A 21,541-nucleotide genomic window follows, 5' to 3' on the forward strand; every position below is an offset into this window, starting at 1 on the left:
GCGAGGACGAGCACGAGGACCGCGGGCACGATCGCCCGGCGCCACGGGAAGCTCCCACGCTCTTTCGGCGGGCTGAGGACCGCAGCGGTAGCACCGGCTGCGCCGCCCGCGACGGCAGTCGCGACGAGGGTCGGCTCCGTCGCCGGTCGTGGCGGCACGACCGGCGCGACGGGACTGATGAGATCCGACGGTGAGACGAACGGCGAAGCGACCGACACGGGCGGCGTCGTTGGAACGATCGGCGGCTGCGACGGGCTGATGCTCGGAGCCGAGAACGCCGCCGCCGGAGCGGGCACCGTGTACTGCGACCCCGCGAGGGCGCGCACGAAATCACCGGAGCGCGCGAAGCGGTCCTCCGGCTTCTTCGCGAGCGCGCGCAGGAGCGCGGCCTCGGCGCCGGGCGGCAGCACGACGCCGAGTTGGCTCGGGAGTGGCACCGGTTTGTTGACATGCGCCATGAGCGCGGAGAGCGGATTGTCGGAAGGGAATGGATGGCGGCCGACCAGCATCTGGAACGCGATGATCCCGAGCGCGTACTGATCGGCTGCGGGTCCCGCGGCCTCAGCGCCGCCGGCGAGCTCCGGCGCCATGTAATCCGCAGTCCCCATGAGCGACCCGGCCTGCGTCATACCCGATCCGGGTCCGACGATCTTCGCGAGGCCGAAATCCGTGAGCACCGCGGTGCCTTCGCGCGTGAGCAGTACGTTCTGCGGCTTGATGTCGCGGTGGACGATCCCGCGCGCGTGCGCGTAATCGAGCGCGGCCGCGATGGGTCCGAGGATCCCCAACGCGTAGTCGAGGGGCAGAGGCGTTCCGAGCTGGTCCGCAAGCGTGCCGCCGTCGATGTAATCCGAGACCAGGTACGCGATGTCACCGTGCTGTGTGAAGTCGAAGGCCGTGACGATGTTCGGGTGCCGTAGCTTCCCGACCGCGCGCGCCTCCTGCGCGAAGCGCTCCCCGAAGGCCGGGTCGCCCGCCGTCTGTGGCGGCAGCACTTTGATCGCGACGAAGCGACCGAGGCCCGGCTGATACGCCTTGTACACGGCGCCCATACCGCCCGCGCCGATCTTCTCGAGGATCTCGTAGTTCCCGAGCGAGGTCCCGGGTTGCAAGGTCACTGGTCGATCCCCTCCACCCGGTACGCGTCTACCGGGGTCCGCCGTCCTCGTAGTTCCAACGCGCCAAGGGGTGTCGTCCGTACGCCCGCGCCAGCGGCCTGCAACGCGGCTGCCGAGCAGACCACCTCGCCCGCCTTGGCCTGCCCCTGGAGCCGCGCGGCGACGTTCACCGTGTCGCCGATCGCGGTGAAGTTCTGGTACTGCTCGCTCCCGAGGTTGCCGACCATCGCCTCGCCGGTGTGCACGCCGATGCCGTAGCCGAGCTCGAGCCCGACCTCGCGCGCGGCTTCGCACATCGCGAGCGCGCCACGGAGCGCGAGACGGACATGATCGTCCTGTGGCGCTGGAGCGTTCCAGAGCGCGAGGATCGCGTCGCCGGCGAACCGGTCGATCGTGCCACCGGTGGCGCGGATCGCCTTGGCCGCGGCGCCGTGGTACCGCATGAGGAGGGCGACGACGCGATCGGGCGGGAGCGCCTCGGCCATCGCGGTGTAACCCCGCACGTCCGCGTGCAGCACGCTGACGGTCTGCGTTTGGCCACCGACGTCGATGAACGACGGCCGCGCATCGACCATCTCCGCGACGTTGTCGCCGAGGTAGCGGCGAAGCGCGTCGCGAAGCCGCACCTCGTTGTCGGCGAGCGCCTCGAGCTTCGGTGACGACGTGTCCTCGTCCGCGACGAACAGGACTCCGCTCACATTGCCGCGCACGTCCTTCAGCGGGCCTGCCGTCGCTCGCAGCTTTACCCGGCGGCCGCTCGGGAGCGTCGCTTCGATGGCGCGCGCCTGTCCCTCAGCCCCGCCTTTCAGCATCAGCTTGAAGAGGCGCTGCGAGAGCGACTCTCCGAAGATATCCGTGTAGCTCTTGCCCACGGCGTCCGCCTCCGTCGTCGAGAGGAGCCGCTCCGCGTTGTGGTTGAGCGAGCGGATGCGGCCGTCGGTGTCGAGCAGCACCACTGACGACGGGTGGAACTGCAGCAACGCGAGGCTGAGTCCCTGTTCGTTCCGATCCGCTTCCACAGCGGTCAGTCTCCCTATCCGTCGGTACCCCTACAAGCCCCACAGATGGGGGATTGCTCGATTAGGCTTCCGCCGTGCCGCGGTTGGTGGAGTGCGTGCCGAACGTCAGCGAGGGCCGACGTCGCGACGTGATCGACCGGCTGGCGAAGTCCATCCGCGACGTTCCGGGCGTCCGGCTCCTCGACCAGACCAGTGACGTGGATCACAACCGCTCGGTCTTTACATTCGCCGGCGACGCGAACGCCGTCACCGCCGCCGCCCACGCCCTCGTCACCGCCGCGTACCTCGAGATCGACATGCGCTCGCACAAAGGCGAGCACCCACGCCTCGGTGCGGTCGACGTGGTGCCGTTCGTGCCCCTCGCCGGAGTGACGATGGAGGACTGCATTGCCGTCGCACACCGCTTCGGACGCGAGGTCGCCGAGCGCCACAAGGTCCCGGTGTACTTCTATGCACGCGCGGCCTCGCGCCCGGAACGTGTCCGCCTCCCCGACATCCGGCGGCCCCAGTACGAGGGGCTCGCCGAGCTGCTGGCGACCACGCACGTGCCCGACGCGGGGCCGGCCGTCTTGCACCCCAAAGCTGGCGCGATCGTCGTAGGCGCGCGCCCGCCGCTCATTGCCTTCAACATCGAGCTCGACACGGCCGACGTGAAGGTGGCGAAGAAGATCGCCAAAGAGATCCGTGAGTCATCCGGCGGACTGCCGGCCATCCAGGCACTGGGTTTCGAGTTGACGGATCCGCCGCGCGCGCAGGTCTCGATGAATCTGCTGGACACGACGCAGACTTCGCTGGCCACGGTCTGGCACGAGGTCGAGCGCCGCGCGACCGAGGCGGGTGTGAAGGTTCTCCGCGGCGAGCTCATCGGCCTGCTGCCGCTCGATGCCGCACTTCAGGTCACGGCCGACGCGCTCAAGCTCGAGAACTTCGAGCGCAGTCGCGTGATCGAATCGCACTTCCTCGAGTGACGTGAGCCAGTAGCGAATGGCTCAAGCGGATCTCGTCATTCGCCGAGCCCGTTTGCTCACGCTGGCGCCCCTCAAAGATGAGAAGCCGCGCGTAGGAGCGGCGGCAGGCGATGTGGGAGCGATCGACGGCGGATGGCTCGCGTCGCGCGACGGCATCGTCGTCGCGACGGGGCGCGGCGACGCGTGGCAGGACCTTGAGCTCGTACCGGAGGCGGTCGAGGTCGACGCCGAAGGCCGCGTCGTCATGCCCGGATTCGTCGACGCGCACACGCACCTGTGTTACGCGGGGCAGCGCTGGGACGAATTCGTCACGCGTCGGAGCGGCGCGGACTATCTCGCCGTCCTCGAGCGCGGCGGCGGAATTCACGCGACCGTGCGCGCGACGCGCGAAACGAGCGACGCGGACTTGCTCGCGCTACTGCGCCGGCGACTCGCACGTGCGATCGCACTGGGGACGACGACGATCGAGGTGAAGAGCGGTTACGGGCTCGAGCCGAGCGAGGAGCTCCGGCAGCTGCGCGTGATCGCGGCGGCGGCGAAGGACTCGCGCATCGACGTCGCGGTGACCTATCTCGCGCTCCACGCGCTGCCCGCGGCGCGCGCCGATGACCGCCGCGGCTTCGTGCGCGACGCGGCTCAGGCGGTGCGCACCGTCGCCGACGAGGGTCTGGCCGAAGCGGTCGACGCCTTCGTCGAGAACGGCGTATTCGACATCGATGAGGTGCGGCCGCTCGCGAAGGCCGCGCGCGACGCGGGTCTCGCGCTCACGCTGCACGCCGATCAGCTGAACGACGTAGGCGCCACCGCGTACGCGGCGCGAGCCCACGCGCGTTCGGCCGATCACGTCGCGAACGCGTCGGCCGAAGGCCTGCGCGCGCTCGCCCGCGCCACGATCCCCGCGGTGCTCCTCCCAGGAAGCGCGTTCTTCGTCGGCTACTCACCGCCGGACGCGCGGCGGTTCCTTGCGGCGGACGTGCCGATCGCGGTGGCGACCGACCACAACCCGGGCACGTCGCCGCTCGAGGGGATGCCGACGGCGATCGCGCTCGGCGTCGTGCTCTGCGGCCTTACCCCGCACGAGGCGATCGTCGCGGCGACGATCAACGGCGCCCATGCACTCGGCCGCGGTGGACGGACCGGGGCGCTCGTCAAAGGACGCCGCGCCGATGTGGTCGTGCTCGACACGGACGACGAGCGCGAGCTCGCGTATCGCCTCGGGGCGCCGCTGGTGCGCGAGGTGTACGCCGCGGGACGTCGCGTCCCGTAACTACAGCGGGGTGTCGACCAGGATGAGATCGCTTTCCCGCTCGCCATCCAGCACGAGCTCACCCGCACCGAGGTAGGCCGCATCGCCGCGAGTCATATGTTGTCCGTTCACGCGAAGCGTTCCGTCGATGAGATACAGGTATCCACCGCGACCTTCGCCGATCTCGTGCCGCACCTCGCGGCCTGCCGACAGCCGCGATGCGTACATCGACACGTCGCGCGCCACGGTCAACCCTTCGCCGTCGGCGCCCTCGGGCTTGAGGAAACGCAGCAGGCGGTCCGTCCGATCCGCGACCGTGTATTGCTTCTGCGCGATGGATGGCGGGAGGCCGCGCTGCGCGGGGATGATCCACATCTGGATGAACTCCATGGGCTCGGTCTTCGAGTGGTTGCGCTCAGAGTGCTCGGCGCCCGAGCCGAGTCGCATGCGTTGCACGCCGCCGGGCTCCAGGACCCCGCCGTTGCCGAGGCTGTCGGCATGCTCGAAATGACCCGACACCACGAACGTGATCCCTTCGATGTCGCGGTGCGGATGCATCGGCCACTCGGCGCCGGGCACGAGTGTGTCGTGGTTGAAGACGCGGAGCGTGCCGATGCCCATGTTGCTCGGATCGTTGTACCGGTCGAACGAGAAGTGCCATCGCGCCTTGAACCAACCGCCGTCGATGCTGTAGATGGAACGGTCGGGACGGATCTTCACTTGCGCCGGCTTCACCCGCTCATTCTTCCACCCGCAGGGTACGATTCGCCCTGGCGTGCACTACCAGACACAGGAGGCGCGACCGGCGTGAGCGATCGGGTGGCGATCTATCCGGGCTCTTTCGACCCGCCCACCAACGGCCACCTCGACATCCTCGAGCGTTCGGCCCGACTGTTCGACCGCGTCGTGATCGGCGTTGGCCGCAACCTCTCGAAGAAGACGCTCTTCGACGCCGACGAGCGCGTCGCGCTCATGCGCGACGCGTGCAAGGCCTGTCACAACGTCGAGGTCCGCACGTTCGACGGGCTGCAGGTGACGTTCGCGAAAGAGGTCGGCGCGACCTTCATCATCCGCGGGATCCGCGCGCTCTCGGACTTCGAGTTCGAGTTCGAGATGGGCAACATGAATCGGAAGCTCGCCCCGGATATCGAGATGGTGTACCTGATGACCGCTCCTGATTACCTGTTCCTTTCCGCGTCGCGCGTGAAGGAGCTGGTCGCGTTCGGCGCCTCCGTCGAAGGTCTCGTTCCGCCGAACGTCGCAAAGGCGCTGCAGGCGCACATGGGTCATGGAGGCCTTCGCACCGGCGCCACCGAATCCAACGACTAGCATGAGCGCCGTACTCGCGATCGACGTCGGCAACACGAACATCGTCGTGGGTGCGTATGACAGAGACCGGCTCATCCGCACCTGGCGTCTCGTCACCGTTCATGACCGCACCGAGGACGAGCTCGCGGTGATGCTCGACGGTCTGCTGGCGCAGGAAGACCTGGCGCTCGACGAGATCGATGCGCTCGTGCTCGGCAGCGTCGTGCCGCCGCTCACGCAGGCGTTCACACGCCTCGCAGAGCGCTATCTCGATCGCGCGGCGTTCATCGTCGGGCCCGGCATCAAGACCGGGGTTCGCCTGCGTGTCGACAATCCGTCAGAGGTCGGCGCCGACCGCATCGCCAACACGCTCGCGGCTCACCGGCGCTACGGCGGCCCCGCCATCATCGTGGACTTCGGCACGACGACGAACTTCGACGTCGTGAGCGCGGAGGGCGATTTCCTCGGCGGATCGTTCGCGCCCGGGCTCGAGGTCTCCGCGGAGTCGCTCTTCGGTCGCGCGTCGCGGCTCTTCCGGGTCCCGCTCACACCGCCCGCGACGGCGATCGGAAAGAACACCGCCGACTGCCTGCGCTCCGGCATCGTGTTCGGGTACGTCGGCCTCGTCGAAGGTCTTCTCGCGCGCCTCGTCGCCGAGCTTCCCGCGAAACCGACCGTGATCGCGACCGGCGGCCTCGCCTCGACGATCGCGCCGCTCGCGAAGGGCATCGAGAAGGTCGACGAGGACCTCACGCTCGAAGGGCTGCGTCTCCTCTACGAGCTGAACGCGTGATGGAAGCGCTGCGCGGTCGCTTCATCGTGCTCGGCGTCACCGGCTCGATCGCCGCGTACAAGTCGGTCGAGCTCGCGCGCCGCCTGACGCAGGCAGGCGCGACGGTTCAGGTCGTCATGTCGCGATCCGCCGCCGAGTTCGTGCGGCCACTCACGTTCCAGGCCCTCACGTACCGCCCGGTCGAGATGGAGATGTTCCAGATCCAGGACGAGCGGGCGGCGGGGCACGTCGCGATGGGCCGCCAGGCCGACGTCGTGGTGGTCGCGCCCGCTACGGCGCACGTCCTCGCCCGTCTCGCGAACGGCTTCTCCGACGACCTCATCGCGACGACCGTACTCGCGACGGATGCGCCCATCGTCCTCGCGCCCGCGATGGAGACCCACATGTGGCAGAACGCCGCGACCCAGGCGAACGTCGCCACGCTGCGCGCGCGCGGCGCGCGCATCGTCGAACCGGAGTCGGGTCCGCTCGCGTCCGGTGATGTCGGTCCCGGCCGTCTCGCGTCGCTCGAGCGCATCGAGGCCGCCATCGCGGAGGCGCTCACGAGCTCGCAGTCGCTCGCCGGTCGCCGGATCGTCGTGACCGCGGGCCCGACCCTCGAGCCCATCGATCCGGTGCGCTTCGTCTCGAATCGCTCGAGCGGGAAGATGGGCTACGCGATCGCGGCAGCGGCGTCCGACGCCGGCGCGGAGGTCTTCCTCGTGTCGGGACCGACGGCGCTGCGCGCGCCGGTGGGAACGCAGCTCGTTCCGATCGAGACCGCGGAGGAGATGCGCGATGCGGTGCTGGGCCTGCTCCCGAACGCCGATGCCGTGGTCATGGCCGCGGCGGTCGCGGACTACCGGCCGATCGAGACGATGGAGCGAAAGATCAAGAAGCGGGACGCGGGCCGGGAGCTGAGCCTGCGGATGACGGAGAACCCCGACATCCTGAAGGCGATCGTTAGCGCCCGCCGTCCCGGCGCGGTCGTCGTCGGCTTCAAGGCGGAGACCGGCGACGCGACCGCGGAGGCCGGACGCATGCTGCGCGAGAAGAAACTCGACCTCGTCGTCGCGAACGACGTGAGCGAAGCGGGATCGGTCTTCGGGTCTGACACCGACCGCGTGACCTTCGTGAGCGCCGACGGTGTCGAGGCTCTGCCGCTGCTCGCGAAGACCGAGGTCGCGCGCCGGCTCATCGCGAAGCTCGCCGAGCGGCTCGCGCGTTAGGGGCGCACCGCCTGCGGGAAATCGAAGACGCGGTCGGGGTCGTACTTCGCCTTGACCTGCCTCAGGCGCGCGTAATTCGCGCCCCAGTACGCGTCTTCCCAGTCGGTCAGGTCGGCGTCCGCGTAATTGACGTATGCGCCACGACCGATGAGCGGACGTGCGGCCGCGTAGAGATCGCGCAGCCACGTCTGCATGTCGTCCGCGACCGACGCGGGCCCCGCGGCGTTCCAGCTTGCGATGAGCTGAGCGACGACGAACGCGTCGCGGTGCGCGAAGGCTGTCGCCGGGGGCGCGACGCGTGACACAGCACCGCCGAGCGAATCGAGCAGCACCGCGCCGCCTCCGACGCCCTGTCGTCCCGCGATCGACTCGATCGCGCCGACGAGCGCGGCGATCGCGGCATCGGACGGCGGCTTCTGAGCGACCGCGGACTTCGCGACATACGTCTCACGTCCCAGGACCGCCGCGGGCGTGGCTCCGACGAGATGACACTGCTCGATCGAGCGTCCCAGGCAGCCCGCCTCGAGGAGCATGACCTCGCGGTAGGTGCGCACGCCCTGCTCGCGGTAGATCGGCAGACCTGCGCCCGCGACGAGCGTGTCGAAGCGCGACGCGAGATCCGCCGCGGTGCCGGTGAGCACAGCGTGCATCGTGACCTCAGGTCCCTGCGCTCCGGTCTGGAGATGCAGCGTGGACCAGAGCGCGTCGGGCGCGCGCGACATCCACGCCTGCCATGCCGAGACGACCGCCGCCGCGCGCGACCACGGCCAGGACAGGAATCCGATCGCGAGGGCCGTGGCTGGGTGCGTGCGCAGGGTCAGCGACGTGACGACGCCGAAGCTGCCACCGCCTCCGCCGCGCAGGGCCCAGAAGAGGTCGGCGTCGCGCGTTTCATCGCAATCGCGTACCTGGCCATCCGCGGTAACGACCTGTGCCGCGATGAGGTCGTCGCAGGTGAGGCCCCAGGCGCGCGAGAGCACACCGAGGCCGCCGCCCAGCGTGAGTCCGGTGATGCCGACGGTGGGGCAGCTACCGGCCGCGATGCCTTGTCCGCGCGCCGCGACGGCGTCGTAGACGTCGATGAGGCGCGCGCCCGCGCCGACGATCACGCGCCCGTTCTGCACATCGATCCCCGACATGCGACCGACGTCGATCACGAGACCGGTGCCGGTCGACCAGCCGCCGTAGCTGTGGCCGCCACTCCGCAGCGCGATCGGGACGTGGTACGCGCGAGCGAAGCGGACGCATTCCCGAACGTCGTCTGCGCTCGCGCAGCGCGCGATCGCCTGTGGGCGCACGCCGTCGAAGCGCGTGTTGTAGAGAATGCGCGCCGCGTCGTATGTCGGATCGCTGGATCTCACGAGTCCATCGCGCAGCGCGGTGCGCAGCGCTTCCCAGTCGGGAGCGGCGATGGTCGGAGCAGGCGACGGCGTCGCCGGTACGGCCGTGGCGGTCGCGGAAGAGGAGGTCGACGGCGATGCCGACGGCGACGATGTGACGTCGCCTCTTACGCAACCCGTCGCGATCGCGGTCCCGCTGACCGCGAGTCCGCGGAGGAACGCGCGCCGTCGCATCACGCTCGCACCCAGTCGACCTCGGTGTACAGGAGACGCCATCCGAGCTCCTCGAGGTTGTGCGCGGAGGCCGGATTCTGGGTCTGACCGAAAAAGAGCCGCAGGCCGCGCTCCCACCCGGCATGCATGCGGTGGGCGATCATCGCGGTCTGGATCCCGCGTCCGCGGAACTCGCGCAGGACACTCCCGTTCCCGAGTCCACCGACGGGCCGCACGTCGAACAGCATCCCCGTGGCTGCCGGCACGCCGTCGATGCGACCGAGATACGCGCTCAGCGACCGGCCGTGCGCGCGCCGCTTCACGAGCGCCTCGACGATGTCGCGGAAGTGCGGGCCGCGGTCTTTGAAGCTCGAATACGCGATACGGGCGTACTCCGCGGCGTCTTCGGCGCGCACGCGCTCCACGGTGAGGTCCTCGACCTGACGCGCACGCGGCAAAGAGCGACGGTCGTAGCAGTAGATGTGCTCGTCGGTGCCTTCCTCTGGCTCGTAACCGCGGCGCTCCAGCAGACGGAGCGCGGCACGCGGCGTCGGTCCCTGCGCGACCGCGATGCGCGTGGGACGGCCCGCGTCCGCGAAACGGCGCTCGAGCCGGTCGAGTACCGCCGCCGTCGCCTCGGACATCGTGCCGAAGCCGAGCGCGCGGTTGAGGAAGCCGTTGTCGGTCGACTTCATCGTCCAGCTCACCAGCCCACCCGCGTGACTGACGCGGACGCCGCTCTGTTTCGCGGCGCGCGGATCCGCGAGGAGGTAGCTCGTGATCTCCACGCCCTCCGTCCGCTGCATCAGCGCCGCAAGCTCGCCCAGCCGCATCGGCGGACTCTACCGATGCTCCGTGCGCGACGCTGCGGACGTACCGCATGAGGCGCTCGCAGCGTTCGCGCGAGGACAGTGCGCAAGGCCGCACTGGACCAACGTGGTTGGGATCAGAAGGGAGGCCTCGACATGGATGCGGAACACAAGTTGGCAGCGAGCGATGACGCACAGTCCCGCTCGCGCCGCTCCCGCCGGATCCACGCGTTTCTGGGCGCGTGGGCCAAGCGCCATTGGCCCGAGCGCGTGACCCGTTTCCCGAAGCGCTAGCCTCCGCGAGTACCGATCAACTGGGTCACCTTCGATTGCTACGGCACGCTCATCGACTGGGAGCGCGGCATGACCGACGCGCTCATCCCTCTGCTGCCTGCGCCGATAGATCGCGACGAGCTCGCACGTCGCTACATCGAGACCGAGGCCGAGGCCGAGGCCGAGTCGTATCGCACCTACCGCGATATCCTCGACATGGCAGGTCGTCGGGTGCTGAGCACGTTCGGCGTCGACGCGCCCTCGCCACTGCCCGCTTCACTCCCGCGTTGGCGGCCGTTCGCCGAGGTGCCCGCCGCGCTCGCCGAGCTGCGGCGTCGCGGCCGGAGGATCGCCATCCTGTCCAACGTCGATCGCGACCTGATCGCGTCGTCGATCGAGCAGCTCGAACTCGAGCCCGACCTCGTCGTGACCGCACAGGACGCGGGCAGCTACAAGCCGGCGCCCGGACACTGGCGGGTCTTCCGCGAGCGCAGCGGTGCCGCGATCGAGGCGACGATCCACGTCGGAGCAAGCCAGTTCCACGACATGCGGCCGGGCGCCGCCCTCGGCTACCGCACGGTGTTCGTCGACCGGCACGGCGAGAAGCTGACCACGTCGCCGACGCGGGTCATCCACGACCTAATGGCTCTCCCAGACGTCATCGACGCACTGGAATGAAACCTGCGAGGTACTCCGCCGCGCTACGATTGCGGTGACGCCGGGACCGGCTTAGCCGGCCTGGACGGAGGTTCACATGGACATCGCGAAGAAGGTCACGATCCCAGACGTCGTCGCCATGAAGCGCGACGGCAAGCGCATCACGATGATGACCGCTTACGACGCCGCGTTCGCGCGGCTTGTCGAAGCAGCGGGCATCGACATCATCCTCGTCGGCGATTCACTCGGGATGGTCGTGCTCGGGTACCCCAACACCGTGCCGGTCACGATGGACGACATGGTCCGGCACGCCGCCGCCGTATCGCGCGGCGCGTCGCGGCCGCTGCTCATCGGCGACATGCCCTTCGGCTCGTACCAGACGGGTCCGGCCGATGCGCTCCGCAACGCCGCGCGCTTCCTCAAGGAGGCCGGCATGGATGCGGTGAAGCTCGAGGGCGGTCACGAGACGGTCCCGCTCGTGAAGGCGCTCGTCGAGAACGGCATCGGAGTGATGGCCCATGTCGGCCTAACACCGCAGCGCGTCGCGCAGTTCGGCGGATTCAAGACGCAGGCAAAGAGCGCCCGCGCGGCGCGGCAGCTCATCGACGATGCGGTCGCTCTCGAGGACGCCGGCGCGTTCTCGATCGTGCTCGAGTCCATACCGGCGCCGGTCGCCGCGATGGTCACCGAACGGATCGGGGTCCCGACGATCGGCATCGGCGCCGGTATCGACTGCGACGGACAGGTCCTGGTCCTACATGACGTGCTCGGCCTGTACGGCGACTTCAAGCCGAAGTTCGCCAAGCGCTACGGCGAGATCGGGACAGCGGTCGTCGATGCGCTTCGCGCATTCGACAGCGACGTGAGGGAAGGCCGCTTCCCCGACGACGAGCACAGCTTCACGATGAAGGAGAACGAGCTCGCCGCGCTGCGGCAGAACGTCGCGCGGCCGAAGGCGGTCTGACTCACATCGCGAATGCGGGCCCGCTGCGCGTCGCGATCATCGGCATGGGCGCGATCGGCCGCGTGGTGGAGAAAGCGCTCGCTGGTCGTGTCGACCTCGTCCGGATCGATCGTACAAAGGCGCCGCTCGGCGCCGACGAGAAGCCGGTTGACGCCGCGGTCGTCTGCGTCAAGACGCAGGGCACGGTATGGGCGGCGGAGGTCGCAGCGCAGATCGTTGGTCGCGAGGGCGTCGCGATCACGGTCCAGAACGGGCTCGGCAACTACGAGACGATCGTCGCGGCACTCGGCGAGCGGCGCGCTGCGGTCGGTGTCATCTACGTCGGCGCGCGTCTCGACAAGCATGGCGCGTTGCACGCGACCGGTCCAGGCCGTGTCGAGCTCGGACGGCCGATGGGGACCGCGTCAGCTCGCGCGCTCGAGGCGCTGGCAACGGCGCTCGCGGACGGCGGAATGACGGTGAGCGTCGTCGATGACGCATGGGCCTCGGTGTGGCGCAAGGTCGCGACGAACGCCGCCGTGAATCCAACGACCGCACTTCTCGGTTACACGAACGCGGAGCTTCTCGCGGACGTCGCGGGCTCGCGCGTTGCCGATGGGCTCGCGTCGGAGGTCGCGCGCGTCGCAACGGCTGCGGGTGTCGCAATGGGCGACGACGAGGCGCGGCGCTGGTGGCGCGAGATGGCGCAGCTCACCGGCGCGAATCGCTCGTCGATGCTCCAGGACGTGCAATCGGGCCGACCGACGGAGGTCGACGCCATCTGCGGCGCGGTGCACCGCGAGGGCGAGCGGCGCGGCGTCTCGGCGCCTCTCAATCAAGCGATGACGGTGCTCGTGAGTGCACTTGCGCCGAGCCGCGCCTAAGGCTCTCGCGCAACGAGGTCGATCTCGAGCTTCACGTCGTCGACGACCGGCAGGATGAGGCGGTTGGCGGGAACAGCCATCCCGTAGTCACCAAAGTGGAACGCGGTCGCGCCGACGACTTGGACCTCGTTGCCGGAGCGCGTCACCTGAACTGGCCACGTCACCTGACGCTCGACGCCGTGCATCTTCATCGTGCCCTCGAGCGTTGCGGCCCACTCACCTTGAGCCGCGATCGGCATGGGGGACACCGCTCACGCGCGCGAGCGTGAACTCGGCACGCGGGTAGATGGGGGTGTTGAGCGTGTTGAACTTGATCCATTCGTCGCGGAGCGGCTCGTCGCTCGTGAGCGAGTCGAGATCCGCCGCGAACGAGGAGGGTTCGGTCCGCTAGGACGGCGCGCGCCGGAGCGCTCGCGCCGTAGGCCAGGCCGCGACGAGCGCGATCGCCGAAAGGACCAGGAAGATCACGGCGAGCCAGCCGTATGCGGCGGCCATGCCGATCGCCCCGGCGATGCCGCCGAAGATCGGGGCGGCCACGCCGCCGACAGGCTGATTGACCAGGTAATAGGTGCCGAGCACGGTCGATCGTCGCTCGGCGGGCGTGTTGTCGACGATGAGCACCTCGGTCGTCGTGGCGCGGATCGAGAACGAGATTCCGATCAGCAGGAGCGGCAGGAAGACCAGCTCGTTCGGGACGACGGTGAGCGCCCACGCGGCGGGGCCCATGAGCGCGAGCCCGAGCAGGAGCACGATGCGCCGTCCGAAGCGGTCGGACAGCGTCCCGGCCATCGGCGCGCCGATGAGACCCGCAAGCTGCGGCACACCGAACAGTGCCGCGGCGACGCCTGGCGACATCCCGCGCGCGTCGACGAGGTACGTGCTGAGGAACGCCATCGCGGCGGAGATCACGACCTGGAATACGATCGACAGCGAGACGAGCGCTCCGACGCGTCGCGCCACCATCGCGATGTCGCCGCCGGTGGCGAGCCAGCCGTGACGGCCGGTCGAGCGCGTGCCCATCGGCGCGACGCGCCATAGCAGCAGCGCGCATGCGATCGGCGCGATCGCGAACGCGATGTACGGCGTTCGCCACGTGCCCGCGGTCGCCAGGATGCCCGCGACGAGCGGCGCGGCGAAGAACGACAGATGCCCGGCGGTCGTGTGCGTGCCCATCGCCATGCCCCGGCGCGAGGAGAACATCTCGGCGATGAGCGCCGAGGCCGGCGCGTGATACGTGCCGCTCGCGATCCCCATGACCGCGAGGAACGCCAGCAGCTGCCAGTACTCGCTAGACAGGCCGATCGCGATGCTCGACAGGCCGATGAGAACGAGGCCCCAGACGATGACGCGCCGCGCGCCGATCCGGTCGGCGAGGACGCCAAGCGGCGCGTTCGTCATGCCGGACGCGATCGAGTACGCGCTCACCAGGAACCCGGCGCTCGTGTACGACAATCCGAACGCGGCACTGATGAACGGAAGCAGCGCGCTGAGCAGGCTGTTCGTGACGTGATGCGCGAAGTGGGCGACGCTGAACGCGACGAGAAGTGAGCGCCGGGTCAACGGAGGTCCGCCAGGTCGATGCCCAGGAGCACATTGTCGATGAGCCGCGCCTTGCCCACACGCGCGGCGAGCGAGATGACCGCGCTGTCCGCCGGCGCGTGGAGCTCCGTGAGCGTGAACGGATCGGCGGCCGAGACGTACTCGAGCGAGATGCCCGGTCCATCCGTGTACCGGCGCACCGCATCGGTCAGGCGCTCTGGCTCGCGCACGCCCTTCTCCCACAGCTCGCGGGCCGCGAAGAGACCGCGCGAGAGCGCGACCGCGTCTCTCCTCTGCTCAGGTGTGAGATACGCGTTGCGTGACGACATCGCGAGGCCGTCCGGCTCGCGCACGGTGGGACAACCGATGATGTCAGCGCCAAGCCGGAGATCGCGCGCGATGGTCTGCAGCACGCGCAGCTGCTGGAAGTCCTTCTGCCCGAAGAACGCGCTGTCGGGCCGCACGATCGCGAGCAGCTTCGCGACGACCGTCGCGACGCCGACGAAATGACCGGGGCGCGCCGCGCCCTCGAGCGGGGCGGCGATCGGTCCGGGAGTGATGCGCGTCGCGTCGCCGGGTGGATAGATCTCGGCCACGGGCGGGACGAAGGCGGCCGCGCATCCATGGCTCTCGAGCAGTGCGATGTCCTCGGCCTCCTTCCGCGGGTAGGCGGCGAAGTCCTCAGTCGGACCGAACTGCGTCGGATTCACGAAGATCGATGCGATCGAGGCGTCGTTCTCACGCGCGGCGCGCTCCACGAGCGAGATGTGGCCGGCGTGCAGCGCGCCCATCGTTGGCACGAAGCCGACACGACCTGCGCCCGCGCGCCATGCGCGCACGTCGGCGACCGAATGAAGGACCTTCAACGTGCGCGCGAGGAGATGTAGGCCGGCACGGTCGCCATGGGTGGACGCTCGGTCGCGATGATGTCGTGCATCTCCAGATGCAGCTTTCCTCCTTCCTCCGGTGTGATGAGCTTGATGGACGAGTTCGCCTCGTCCCAGAGCCTCTCTCCGTGCGCCTCGCCGACGCGCCGGAGCGCGACCTGAAGGATCTCGAAGCTCATCTTGGAGAGCGCGAGGAGCGTCTGGTTGCGGTGGATGCGCTGCTTCATGTCGACCTGCGCGATCGAGCCGAGGCCCGCTCGGTGCAGCGTGTCGATCAGCAGGCCGGTCTCGACGCCGTAGCCGGTGAAGAAGGGAAGCTGCTCCAGCAGCGCGCGGCGTCCACCTTGTTCGCCGGAAAGCGGCTGCACCATCCCCGAGAGCTCCGGGAAGAAGAGGTTGAGGATCGGGCGCGCGGTGAGCTCGGTGACGCGCCCACCGCCGGTCGCCTGCAGCTCGCCGCCGACACGCAGTGGCCGCTGGTAGAAGGCCTTCACGAACTGCAGATCCGGGCGCATGAGCAGTGGACCGACGATGCCGTACACGAACTTCGGGTGCGCGTTCGAGACGTCCGTGTCGATCCACACGATGATGTCGCCGCGGAGGACGTGGAGGCTCTTCCAGAGCGCCTCGCCCTTGCCGATGTAGCTGCCCGTGCCGGGAAGGACCTGGCTGTGGATGTGGACCGGGACGCCTTCCTCACGCGCGATCTCGCGCGTGCGGTCGTCGGAATCCGAATCGATGACGACGATCTCGTCGACCAGCGGGAAGCGCTCCATCAAGCGCGTGCGGATCGCGCGGATGACGCGGCGCACCGTGGCCTCTTCGTTGAGCGTGGGCAGGCCGACCGAAATGGTCAGCCCCTGACGCTCTTTCGCCTCGACCAGACGGCGCAGGTCCGCGAACTCGGTGGAGCTGAAGGTGTTCTGGACGAACCACTTGTCGACGATCTCGCCGATGACACGGCTGCGGTCGGCCCGGTCCGCGGGCAGCGTCGGCAGCGGAAGCGTGAGCTCAGGGCTGACCGGCGTCGCCGTGCGCACGACGATGGCAGCACGGGCGTTCGCGACGATGGACTGACCGACCGGACCAAGTGGATCCTCCTGATCCGTGCGTCCCGTCGCACCGAATGCGATCGCATCGTGTTCGGCCAGCTCCTCGTTGATCACGTCGGCAGGATCGCCGGTGCGCGTGATCAGCCGATCGACGCGGTCGTCGAGCGTGCGTTCGCCGAGCAGCTGGTAGAGCGTGGGGGTGCGGCGGCCCGGAGTCCGCACGTGGAGCAGGGTCACACTGCCGCCGCGCGCGCGGGCCCAGCCGATCGCGACCTTCGCTGCGAGGTCCGCGTAGCGGCCGCCGCGCACCGGGACGAGCATGCGCCGCGCGCGCGACAGCGGACCCTTCACCACGGCGATGTCGCACGGCGGATTGCGGAGGACGTCCTCGATCGTCGTCCCGAGGAGATCCCAGCCGGGACGCCGCCACGACAGCAGAAGCAGGTCGGGGCGTTCGTTCGCAACGGTCTCCTGTATCGCCTGCCATCCCAGTCGCGCGACGGTCACCAGTGTTCGTGCTCGTGCGTTCGCCGGCACGAGCTGGTCCAGCGTGCGCCGCAGCCGGCGCGCTTCGGGCTGGACCGAGGCGAGCGCGTCGCCCTCGGGCACCTCGATCGCCGACACGAGGACGAGCTCGTCTCCGGCGGCGAGGGCGACGGCCAGATCGACGACGGCGCGGTCGCGCTCCGGGTCGACGATCGCGACGAGACACTTCATACGGCGCCCCCGAGGATGACGGGTAGCACGCGCTCGCGCAGAACGCGCGGCCAGGCGTGCTCGCGCGCGCGGACGCGCATCCGCATCACCGGCGTGTCGAGCGCGCGCTCGATCGCGTCCGCGATGACCTCGCCGCTCGCGTCCGGCGGGACGTAGATCGGGTCGTCGCCGCCCGTTTCCCGCAGGGCGGGGATGTCGCTGCACACGATCGGCATGCGGTGCAAGCCGGCCTCCAGCATCGGGATCCCGAAGCCTTCGCTCTCGCTCGGGAAGACGAGCACGTCAGCGAGCGCGAAGAGGTCCACGACCGTGCCGTATTTGACGCGCAGGCCGAGCGCGGCGAGGAGGTGAACACCCTCCACCTTCTTCGCGCGCGCCGACAGCTCGGCGAGGTACGCCTTGTTCGTGGCGTCGTGCGGCCCAACGGTCCCGGTCACGACGAGCACCGCGTTACGACCGCGACGGCGAAGGACCGCGGTGGCGTCGATCGCCGCCTCGATGCGCTTGCGCCGCGTGAGCCGGACCGGGAGGAGGAGCAGCGGGTCCGCGTCGAAGAGCCCAAGGCGCTGCGCGAGATGCAGCCCCGTCGGCGCGAGACCGAGCACTTCGCCGACGTCGACGCCGTTGGTCACGACCTCGATCTCGTCGCGCGAAAGCCGGGTGAGCTGCGACAGCTGCTGCGCCCTTTCCCGCGACACCGTGACGTAGCGAACGCCCGGCACCGCGCGAGTCACGATGTCCCACGGCGGGCCGTCGCGTCGCAGGGCGGCGTAGCGCTGATCGTAGTACGAGATGTCGTGCGTCCAGGCGATGAAACGGCCGGGATGCTCTTGCGCGAGTGTTGCAAGGACCTCCGTGAGCGCGAGGTTGAGCGGCATCGTCATGATGTTGTGCACGACGACGCGGTCCGCACGCTCCACGTGTGGACGGATCTTGGCCTCCAGGCGCGCGACGAGCTTTTCATGATCCCTCGTGACGACGCCTTTCGAAAGCGCCGCGAGGTCGCGCTCGACCGCCGGATGTCGCGAGTCGGCCTCCGCGACGCGGACCACGCGCACGCCGGGCGGCTTCGCTCCGCCACGGCCGGCCAGGACCGCCACCTCTTTACCCGCTGCGAGGAGCGCGGCGATGTGCGCGCCCATGACCTGCTCGACGCCGCCGAGGATCTGTGGCGTCGTGTAGTGGACGAACAGGATGCGGCGCACGCCGCGGGTCACGCGGGAGCGGCCATCCTCGTCTGCGAGAGGCGGCCCTGGCCGCCGGCGACGTGGTCGCCCTTCGCGCCGCGACGTACGCGGAACGTCACGCGCTCGCCGAAGATCTGCATGTCGCGGACGTCGATGAGCTCCAACCACGGCGGCAGCGCCGGATCGATGAGCAGCTGCTGCGTCGCTAGGTCAGGCGTCAGCCCGAGGAGGGTGCGCATGCAGAGGAAGACCATGCCTGCCGACCACGCCTGCGGGATGCACGAGACGAGGTAGTCCGCCGGGCGCGACGCGAAGCGGAGGTCGCGCTGGAAGCCACAGAAGAGCTCGGGCAACCGCGCATCCGGGAAGCGTCGACCGGCCTCGATGAGCGCGCTCGTGATCTCCGCCGCTTCCTCGCGGAAGCCGTACCGCGCGAAGCCCTGCGCGATGAGCGAGTTGTCGTGCGGCCAGACGGAGCCGTTGTGATAGCTCATCGGGTTGTACGTCGGATACGTGCTCGCGAGCGTGCGGATGCCCCAGCCGGTGTACATGTCCGGCGTCATGAGCCGGCGCACGACCGCCGCAGCGTGATCCGGACTCGCGATGCCGCCCCACAGCGCGTGTCCCGCGTTGCTCGTCACGGCGCGCACCTGCTCCTTGTCGCCGTCGAGCGCCTGCGCGTAGCACCCCTGGTCCGGCATCCAGAAGTCGCGTTCGAAGCGCTCGCGCAGCTCGCGCGCCTCGCCGCGGAGTCGGTCCGCGCGCGCCGCGTCGCCGTCGAGCGCGTAAAGGTCGGCGAGCCCCATCTTCGCGGCGTACAGATACGCCTGGACCTCGACGAGCGCGGCGGGGAGCTTCGACCACGTCCCGTCGGGTTCGGAGAGGGACTGGGGCGAATCCTTCCAGCCCTGACTGTGCAGTCGATCCGCGTTGCGGCGCTCCGCGCGCGACCCGTATTCGACGTACCCATCGCGATCGGCATCGCCGTACGTGTCGCACCACGTGAGCGCGCGCTCCGCCGCGGGCAGCAGCTCGCGCCAGAGCTCGCGGTCCGCCGTCCACTTCACGGTCTCGGCGACGAGGAGCGCGAAGAGCGGCGTCGCGTCGACGGATCCGTAGTACGGACGATGTGGGATCTCTCCGAGTCGCGCGAGCTCGCCGCGGCGCAGCTCGTGGAAGATCTTTCCCGGCTCTTCCTCCGAGAAGTCGTCGACCTTCTGGCCCTGGTACTTCGCGAGGAGCCGGAGCGTGCCGCGCGCGACGTCGGGATTCCAGCCGAGCGTCTGGTACGCGCAGATGAGTCCGTCGCGCCCGAACGGTACCGCGTACCAGGGGATGCCCGCGGTCGGGTACGGGCCGCTGTCGTGGAACTCCATGAGCGCGCGCAGATCGAGAGCGCTGCGCGTGATGAGGCCCTCGTCGAGCGTCTCGGAGCTCGTCGTGTAGCGAGCACAGCCGCGAAGGAAGCGGCGATAACGGGCGTTGAGCGCGTCGATGGCGTCGTCGAAGCGATCCGGCGAGGGCGCGGCGCCCGCGCCGTCCTCGCGCGGGATCACGATGAGCTCGATCGTGAGCACGCCCTGTGGCGGCAGATCGCGCTCGATGTGGAAGACGTTGCCCTCGATGCGATCGGGCGCCGGGCGCATCGTGATGTCCGTCGTGCGTCGCACCGCGTCGCGGCCGACGCGCTCGAAGACGATGCCGCCCTCGCGGGTGCCCCGCTTGATCTCGTGCGGTGTCGCGGCGACCTCGCGGTACCCACGCACTGCGAACATGTCGCGGAACGATGCCTCGAACTCGAGCTCGAGCGCGACGTGCACCGGTTGGGGGTTCGCGTTGAGCACCCCGATGCGCTCGCGCATGCCGTCCGCGAGGAAACGCGTTCGCCGGATGGAGAGCGCTCCAGCCGTGTGGCGCGCGGTGCCGATCGTCGCTCCCTCCGCGCGCATGAGCTGGAACGTCGCGACGTAGTTCTGCTCCGTGTTCGCCGAGAGCAGGATCGGCGGTGACCCGTTCACGCGCAGCGCGTATCCCGAGAGGAACTGGGTGTCGTGGTAGTAGAGCCCGAACGGACTCGCGCTCCCGAGCGTCAGCGAGCCATCGTTCTCCGTGATGAGGACGAGGGCGTCCTCTTTGAGCGAAACGCTCACGCGGTGGACGTGCTCCTGGCTTTCGCCTGGCTGCGTCTCTCCATGAATCGGAGCTTCTCCTCCTCCATCGAGCGCGCCCCGTCTTCGATGACGGCCTCGGATTGCGCCGTGGTCATATCGGCCACGTCCTCGATGAATGTTGCTGTGCGCAGCTGATAAAGAGGCAGCAACGCTTTCGCGAGGCGCTCGCTGTCTTGCGGACGCACCAGCGCGGCGTCAAGAAAGCGGAACACGACGCCGGCCCACGTTTCTACATCGAGCCGTTGATGCGGAAGGTTGTCGCCGAGGATCTCGCGCCAGACGGCCATCTGCTCCTTCGCTCCGGCCTCGTACTTCTCGCGTAGACGAGCGGCGACCGCCGGCACCGCCTCGGGTTCGACCGGGATCACCTCGCCGATGAGCGGAACGTCCTTCGAGCCCTGCACCTTTGACCACATCGCTTCGTTCTCGGCGGCCATGCGGAAGAGCGTCCCGACGACCTGCGTGAACATCGGGCCGAGGTCGGCCGCCGGGTCCTTCGGGTCGTGCACCTTCGCGCCGAGGAACGCCTGTGCGACGCGCGCGCCGCGCGCGATCGCGGTCGTGGTCATGAAGATGTCGATCCCAAAACGCGCAACGTCCGTGTCCCATACGGGCCGGTCCAGATACGCGCGCGCGAGGTCGGCGCGGAACCCGAACTCGCCGCCGATCGGCTGGCGCACGCGGAGTCCGTACAGCGCGCGAGTGAGTGGATAGGCGACCGAGTTCGTGATCGTTCCGTCGTGCTTGTGCCGTGCGTAGAGCGGAGTCATGTAGTCGGCGTCGCCGCTCGTGATGGGGGTCAGGAGCCGCCCGATCCACTCGGGAGTGATGCTGCGCAGGTCGCTGTCGACGACAGCGCACGCCCGTGCGCCGAGCATGCCGACCGCGGTGAAGATCGCGCGGAACGCGGAGCCCTTGCCCGGCGGTCCGATGTAACTGCCCACCGCCACGGGCACGCCGGCCGCCCCGTCCACGACGCGATCGGGCGTGCCGTCCTGCGAGCCGCCGTCCGCGTTCACGATCGCGACGCGCGCGCCGCGGAAATGCTCGCGCAGTCCCTTCGCCGCGGTCGACGCGACGAATCCGATCGTCGCCGCATTGCGGAAGCTCGGGATCCCCACGACGACATCGGCCGAGCCGATCTTCGTGATCCCGCCCTTGAGCTGTTCGTCGAGTGTCAGCTGATCGTCAGGCATGCGTCCCTCCATG

Annotated in this window: 20 protein-coding genes; 8 read left to right on the forward strand and 12 right to left on the reverse strand. The window is 69.3% G+C overall.

Features of this window, described 5'->3' with window-relative positions:
* Both VI056_13260 and VI056_13265 read right to left on the reverse strand, forming a co-directional pair.
* Positions 1–1,118, reverse strand: a 1,118-nt coding sequence (locus VI056_13260) for a serine/threonine-protein kinase (protein ID HEY6203995.1), incomplete at its 3' end; no start/stop codon positions are given.
* Positions 1,115–2,137 carry an adenylate/guanylate cyclase domain-containing protein gene (locus tag VI056_13265; GenBank protein ID HEY6203996.1) on the reverse strand — a complete coding sequence of 341 codons (1,023 nt, stop codon included), beginning with the start codon at positions 2,135–2,137 and terminating at the stop codon, positions 1,115–1,117. The genes VI056_13265 and VI056_13260, both read right to left, overlap by 4 nt.
* A 74-nt stretch (positions 2,138–2,211) precedes the next feature.
* Between VI056_13265 and ftcD the strand changes: the two genes are divergently transcribed.
* Together ftcD and hutI are read left to right on the forward strand one after the other, a co-directional pair.
* Positions 2,212–3,105 carry a glutamate formimidoyltransferase gene (gene ftcD, locus VI056_13270; GenBank protein HEY6203997.1) on the forward strand — a complete coding sequence of 298 codons (894 nt, stop codon included), beginning with the start codon at positions 2,212–2,214 and terminating at the stop codon, positions 3,103–3,105.
* A 112-nt stretch (positions 3,106–3,217) separates the two neighbouring features.
* Complete coding sequence (gene hutI / locus VI056_13275; protein HEY6203998.1) at positions 3,218–4,372, forward strand: imidazolonepropionase; 1,155 nt, start codon at positions 3,218–3,220, stop codon at positions 4,370–4,372.
* Here hutI and VI056_13280 read toward each other — a convergent pair whose 3' ends face one another.
* Positions 4,373–5,086: a pirin family protein gene (locus tag VI056_13280; GenBank protein HEY6203999.1), complete on the reverse strand. Its 714-nt coding sequence runs from the start codon at positions 5,084–5,086 to the stop codon at positions 4,373–4,375.
* 72 nt (positions 5,087–5,158) lie between these two features.
* Here VI056_13280 and coaD point away from each other — a divergent pair, with 72 nt between their 5' ends.
* The 3 genes from coaD to coaBC are packed head-to-tail and all read left to right on the forward strand — an operon-like array spanning position 5,159 to position 7,660.
* Complete coding sequence (coaD, locus tag VI056_13285) at positions 5,159–5,680, forward strand: pantetheine-phosphate adenylyltransferase (GenBank protein ID HEY6204000.1); 522 nt, start codon at positions 5,159–5,161, stop codon at positions 5,678–5,680.
* Position 5,681: 1 nt separating this feature from the next.
* Entirely contained in the window at positions 5,682–6,452 is a 771-nt protein-coding gene (locus VI056_13290) for a type III pantothenate kinase (protein HEY6204001.1), read from the forward strand.
* Positions 6,452–7,660 (forward strand): bifunctional phosphopantothenoylcysteine decarboxylase/phosphopantothenate--cysteine ligase CoaBC, encoded by a 1,209-nt coding sequence (gene coaBC, locus VI056_13295; GenBank protein ID HEY6204002.1) that lies wholly within the window; start codon positions 6,452–6,454, stop codon positions 7,658–7,660. Before VI056_13290 ends, coaBC begins: the two co-directional genes overlap by 1 nt.
* Here coaBC and VI056_13300 read toward each other — a convergent pair.
* Both VI056_13300 and VI056_13305 read right to left on the reverse strand, forming a co-directional pair.
* Positions 7,657–9,234, reverse strand: coding sequence for an FAD-binding oxidoreductase (locus VI056_13300; GenBank protein HEY6204003.1), 1,578 nt, complete (start codon positions 9,232–9,234; stop codon positions 7,657–7,659). The genes coaBC and VI056_13300 overlap by 4 nt on opposite strands.
* Complete coding sequence (locus VI056_13305) at positions 9,234–10,046, reverse strand: GNAT family N-acetyltransferase (protein ID HEY6204004.1); 813 nt, start codon at positions 10,044–10,046, stop codon at positions 9,234–9,236. The genes VI056_13300 and VI056_13305 overlap by 1 nt, the downstream gene beginning before the upstream one ends.
* 285 nt (positions 10,047–10,331) lie before the next feature.
* Here VI056_13305 and VI056_13310 point away from each other — a divergent pair, with 285 nt between their 5' ends.
* The 3 genes from VI056_13310 (at position 10,332) to VI056_13320 (ending at position 12,779) form a co-directional block, all read left to right on the forward strand.
* Positions 10,332–10,973: an HAD-IA family hydrolase gene (locus VI056_13310; GenBank protein HEY6204005.1), complete on the forward strand. Its 642-nt coding sequence runs from the start codon at positions 10,332–10,334 to the stop codon at positions 10,971–10,973.
* Between the two features lie 76 nt (positions 10,974–11,049).
* On the forward strand, positions 11,050–11,916 hold the full coding sequence (panB, locus tag VI056_13315) for a 3-methyl-2-oxobutanoate hydroxymethyltransferase (protein HEY6204006.1): 867 nt from the start codon (positions 11,050–11,052) through the stop codon (positions 11,914–11,916).
* 44 nt (positions 11,917–11,960) lie between these two features.
* The gene (locus tag VI056_13320) at positions 11,961–12,779 is read left to right on the forward strand and encodes a 2-dehydropantoate 2-reductase (protein HEY6204007.1); all 819 of its coding nucleotides are present in this window, start codon (positions 11,961–11,963) and stop codon (positions 12,777–12,779) included.
* Here VI056_13320 and VI056_13325 read toward each other — a convergent pair.
* From VI056_13325 to VI056_13355, 7 genes are all read right to left on the reverse strand, one after another.
* The gene (locus tag VI056_13325) at positions 12,776–13,018 is read right to left on the reverse strand and encodes a YceI family protein (protein ID HEY6204008.1); all 243 of its coding nucleotides are present in this window, start codon (positions 13,016–13,018) and stop codon (positions 12,776–12,778) included. The genes VI056_13320 and VI056_13325 overlap by 4 nt on opposite strands.
* A gap of 148 nt (positions 13,019–13,166) precedes the next feature.
* Positions 13,167–14,339, reverse strand: a complete 1,173-nt coding sequence (locus tag VI056_13330; protein ID HEY6204009.1) for an MFS transporter — start codon at positions 14,337–14,339, stop codon at positions 13,167–13,169.
* A complete protein-coding gene (panC, locus tag VI056_13335; GenBank protein ID HEY6204010.1) occupies positions 14,336–15,184 on the reverse strand; it encodes a pantoate--beta-alanine ligase in 849 nt (282 codons plus the stop codon). Before panC ends, VI056_13330 begins: the two co-directional genes overlap by 4 nt.
* Positions 15,181–16,974: a glucosyl-3-phosphoglycerate synthase gene (locus VI056_13340; GenBank protein HEY6204011.1), complete on the reverse strand. Its 1,794-nt coding sequence runs from the start codon at positions 16,972–16,974 to the stop codon at positions 15,181–15,183. Before VI056_13340 ends, panC begins: the two co-directional genes overlap by 4 nt.
* On the reverse strand, positions 16,971–18,191 hold the full coding sequence (locus VI056_13345; GenBank protein ID HEY6204012.1) for a glycosyltransferase family 4 protein: 1,221 nt from the start codon (positions 18,189–18,191) through the stop codon (positions 16,971–16,973). The genes VI056_13340 and VI056_13345 overlap by 4 nt, the downstream gene beginning before the upstream one ends.
* Complete coding sequence (locus VI056_13350; GenBank protein ID HEY6204013.1) at positions 18,188–20,311, reverse strand: glycogen debranching N-terminal domain-containing protein; 2,124 nt, start codon at positions 20,309–20,311, stop codon at positions 18,188–18,190. The genes VI056_13345 and VI056_13350 overlap by 4 nt, the downstream gene beginning before the upstream one ends.
* Positions 20,308–21,528 carry a glycosyl transferase family 2 gene (locus VI056_13355; protein HEY6204014.1) on the reverse strand — a complete coding sequence of 407 codons (1,221 nt, stop codon included), beginning with the start codon at positions 21,526–21,528 and terminating at the stop codon, positions 20,308–20,310. Before VI056_13355 ends, VI056_13350 begins: the two co-directional genes overlap by 4 nt.
* Positions 21,529–21,541 lie beyond the last annotated feature (13 nt).

Source organism: Candidatus Limnocylindria bacterium, from assembly GCA_036523395.1.
GTDB lineage: Bacteria > Chloroflexota > Limnocylindria > P2-11E > P2-11E > CF-39.

Excerpts from the sequence above, each read along its gene's own strand:
- panB (HEY6204006.1), top strand. The coding sequence starts at position 11,050 with ATGGACATCGCGAAGAAGGTCACGATCCCAGACGTCGTCGCCATGAAG.
- VI056_13290 (HEY6204001.1), top strand. The coding sequence starts at position 5,682 with ATGAGCGCCGTACTCGCGATCGACGTCGGCAACACGAACATCGTCGTG.
- VI056_13305 (HEY6204004.1), bottom strand. The coding sequence starts at position 10,046 with ATGCGGCTGGGCGAGCTTGCGGCGCTGATGCAGCGGACGGAGGGCGTG.
- coaBC (HEY6204002.1), top strand. The coding sequence starts at position 6,452 with ATGGAAGCGCTGCGCGGTCGCTTCATCGTGCTCGGCGTCACCGGCTCG.
- VI056_13355 (HEY6204014.1), bottom strand. The coding sequence starts at position 21,528 with ATGCCTGACGATCAGCTGACACTCGACGAACAGCTCAAGGGCGGGATC.
- VI056_13300 (HEY6204003.1), bottom strand. The coding sequence starts at position 9,234 with ATGCGACGGCGCGCGTTCCTCCGCGGACTCGCGGTCAGCGGGACCGCG.
- VI056_13325 (HEY6204008.1), bottom strand. The coding sequence starts at position 13,018 with ATGCCGATCGCGGCTCAAGGTGAGTGGGCCGCAACGCTCGAGGGCACG.
- VI056_13320 (HEY6204007.1), top strand. The coding sequence starts at position 11,961 with ATGGGCGCGATCGGCCGCGTGGTGGAGAAAGCGCTCGCTGGTCGTGTC.
- VI056_13340 (HEY6204011.1), bottom strand. The coding sequence starts at position 16,974 with ATGAAGTGTCTCGTCGCGATCGTCGACCCGGAGCGCGACCGCGCCGTC.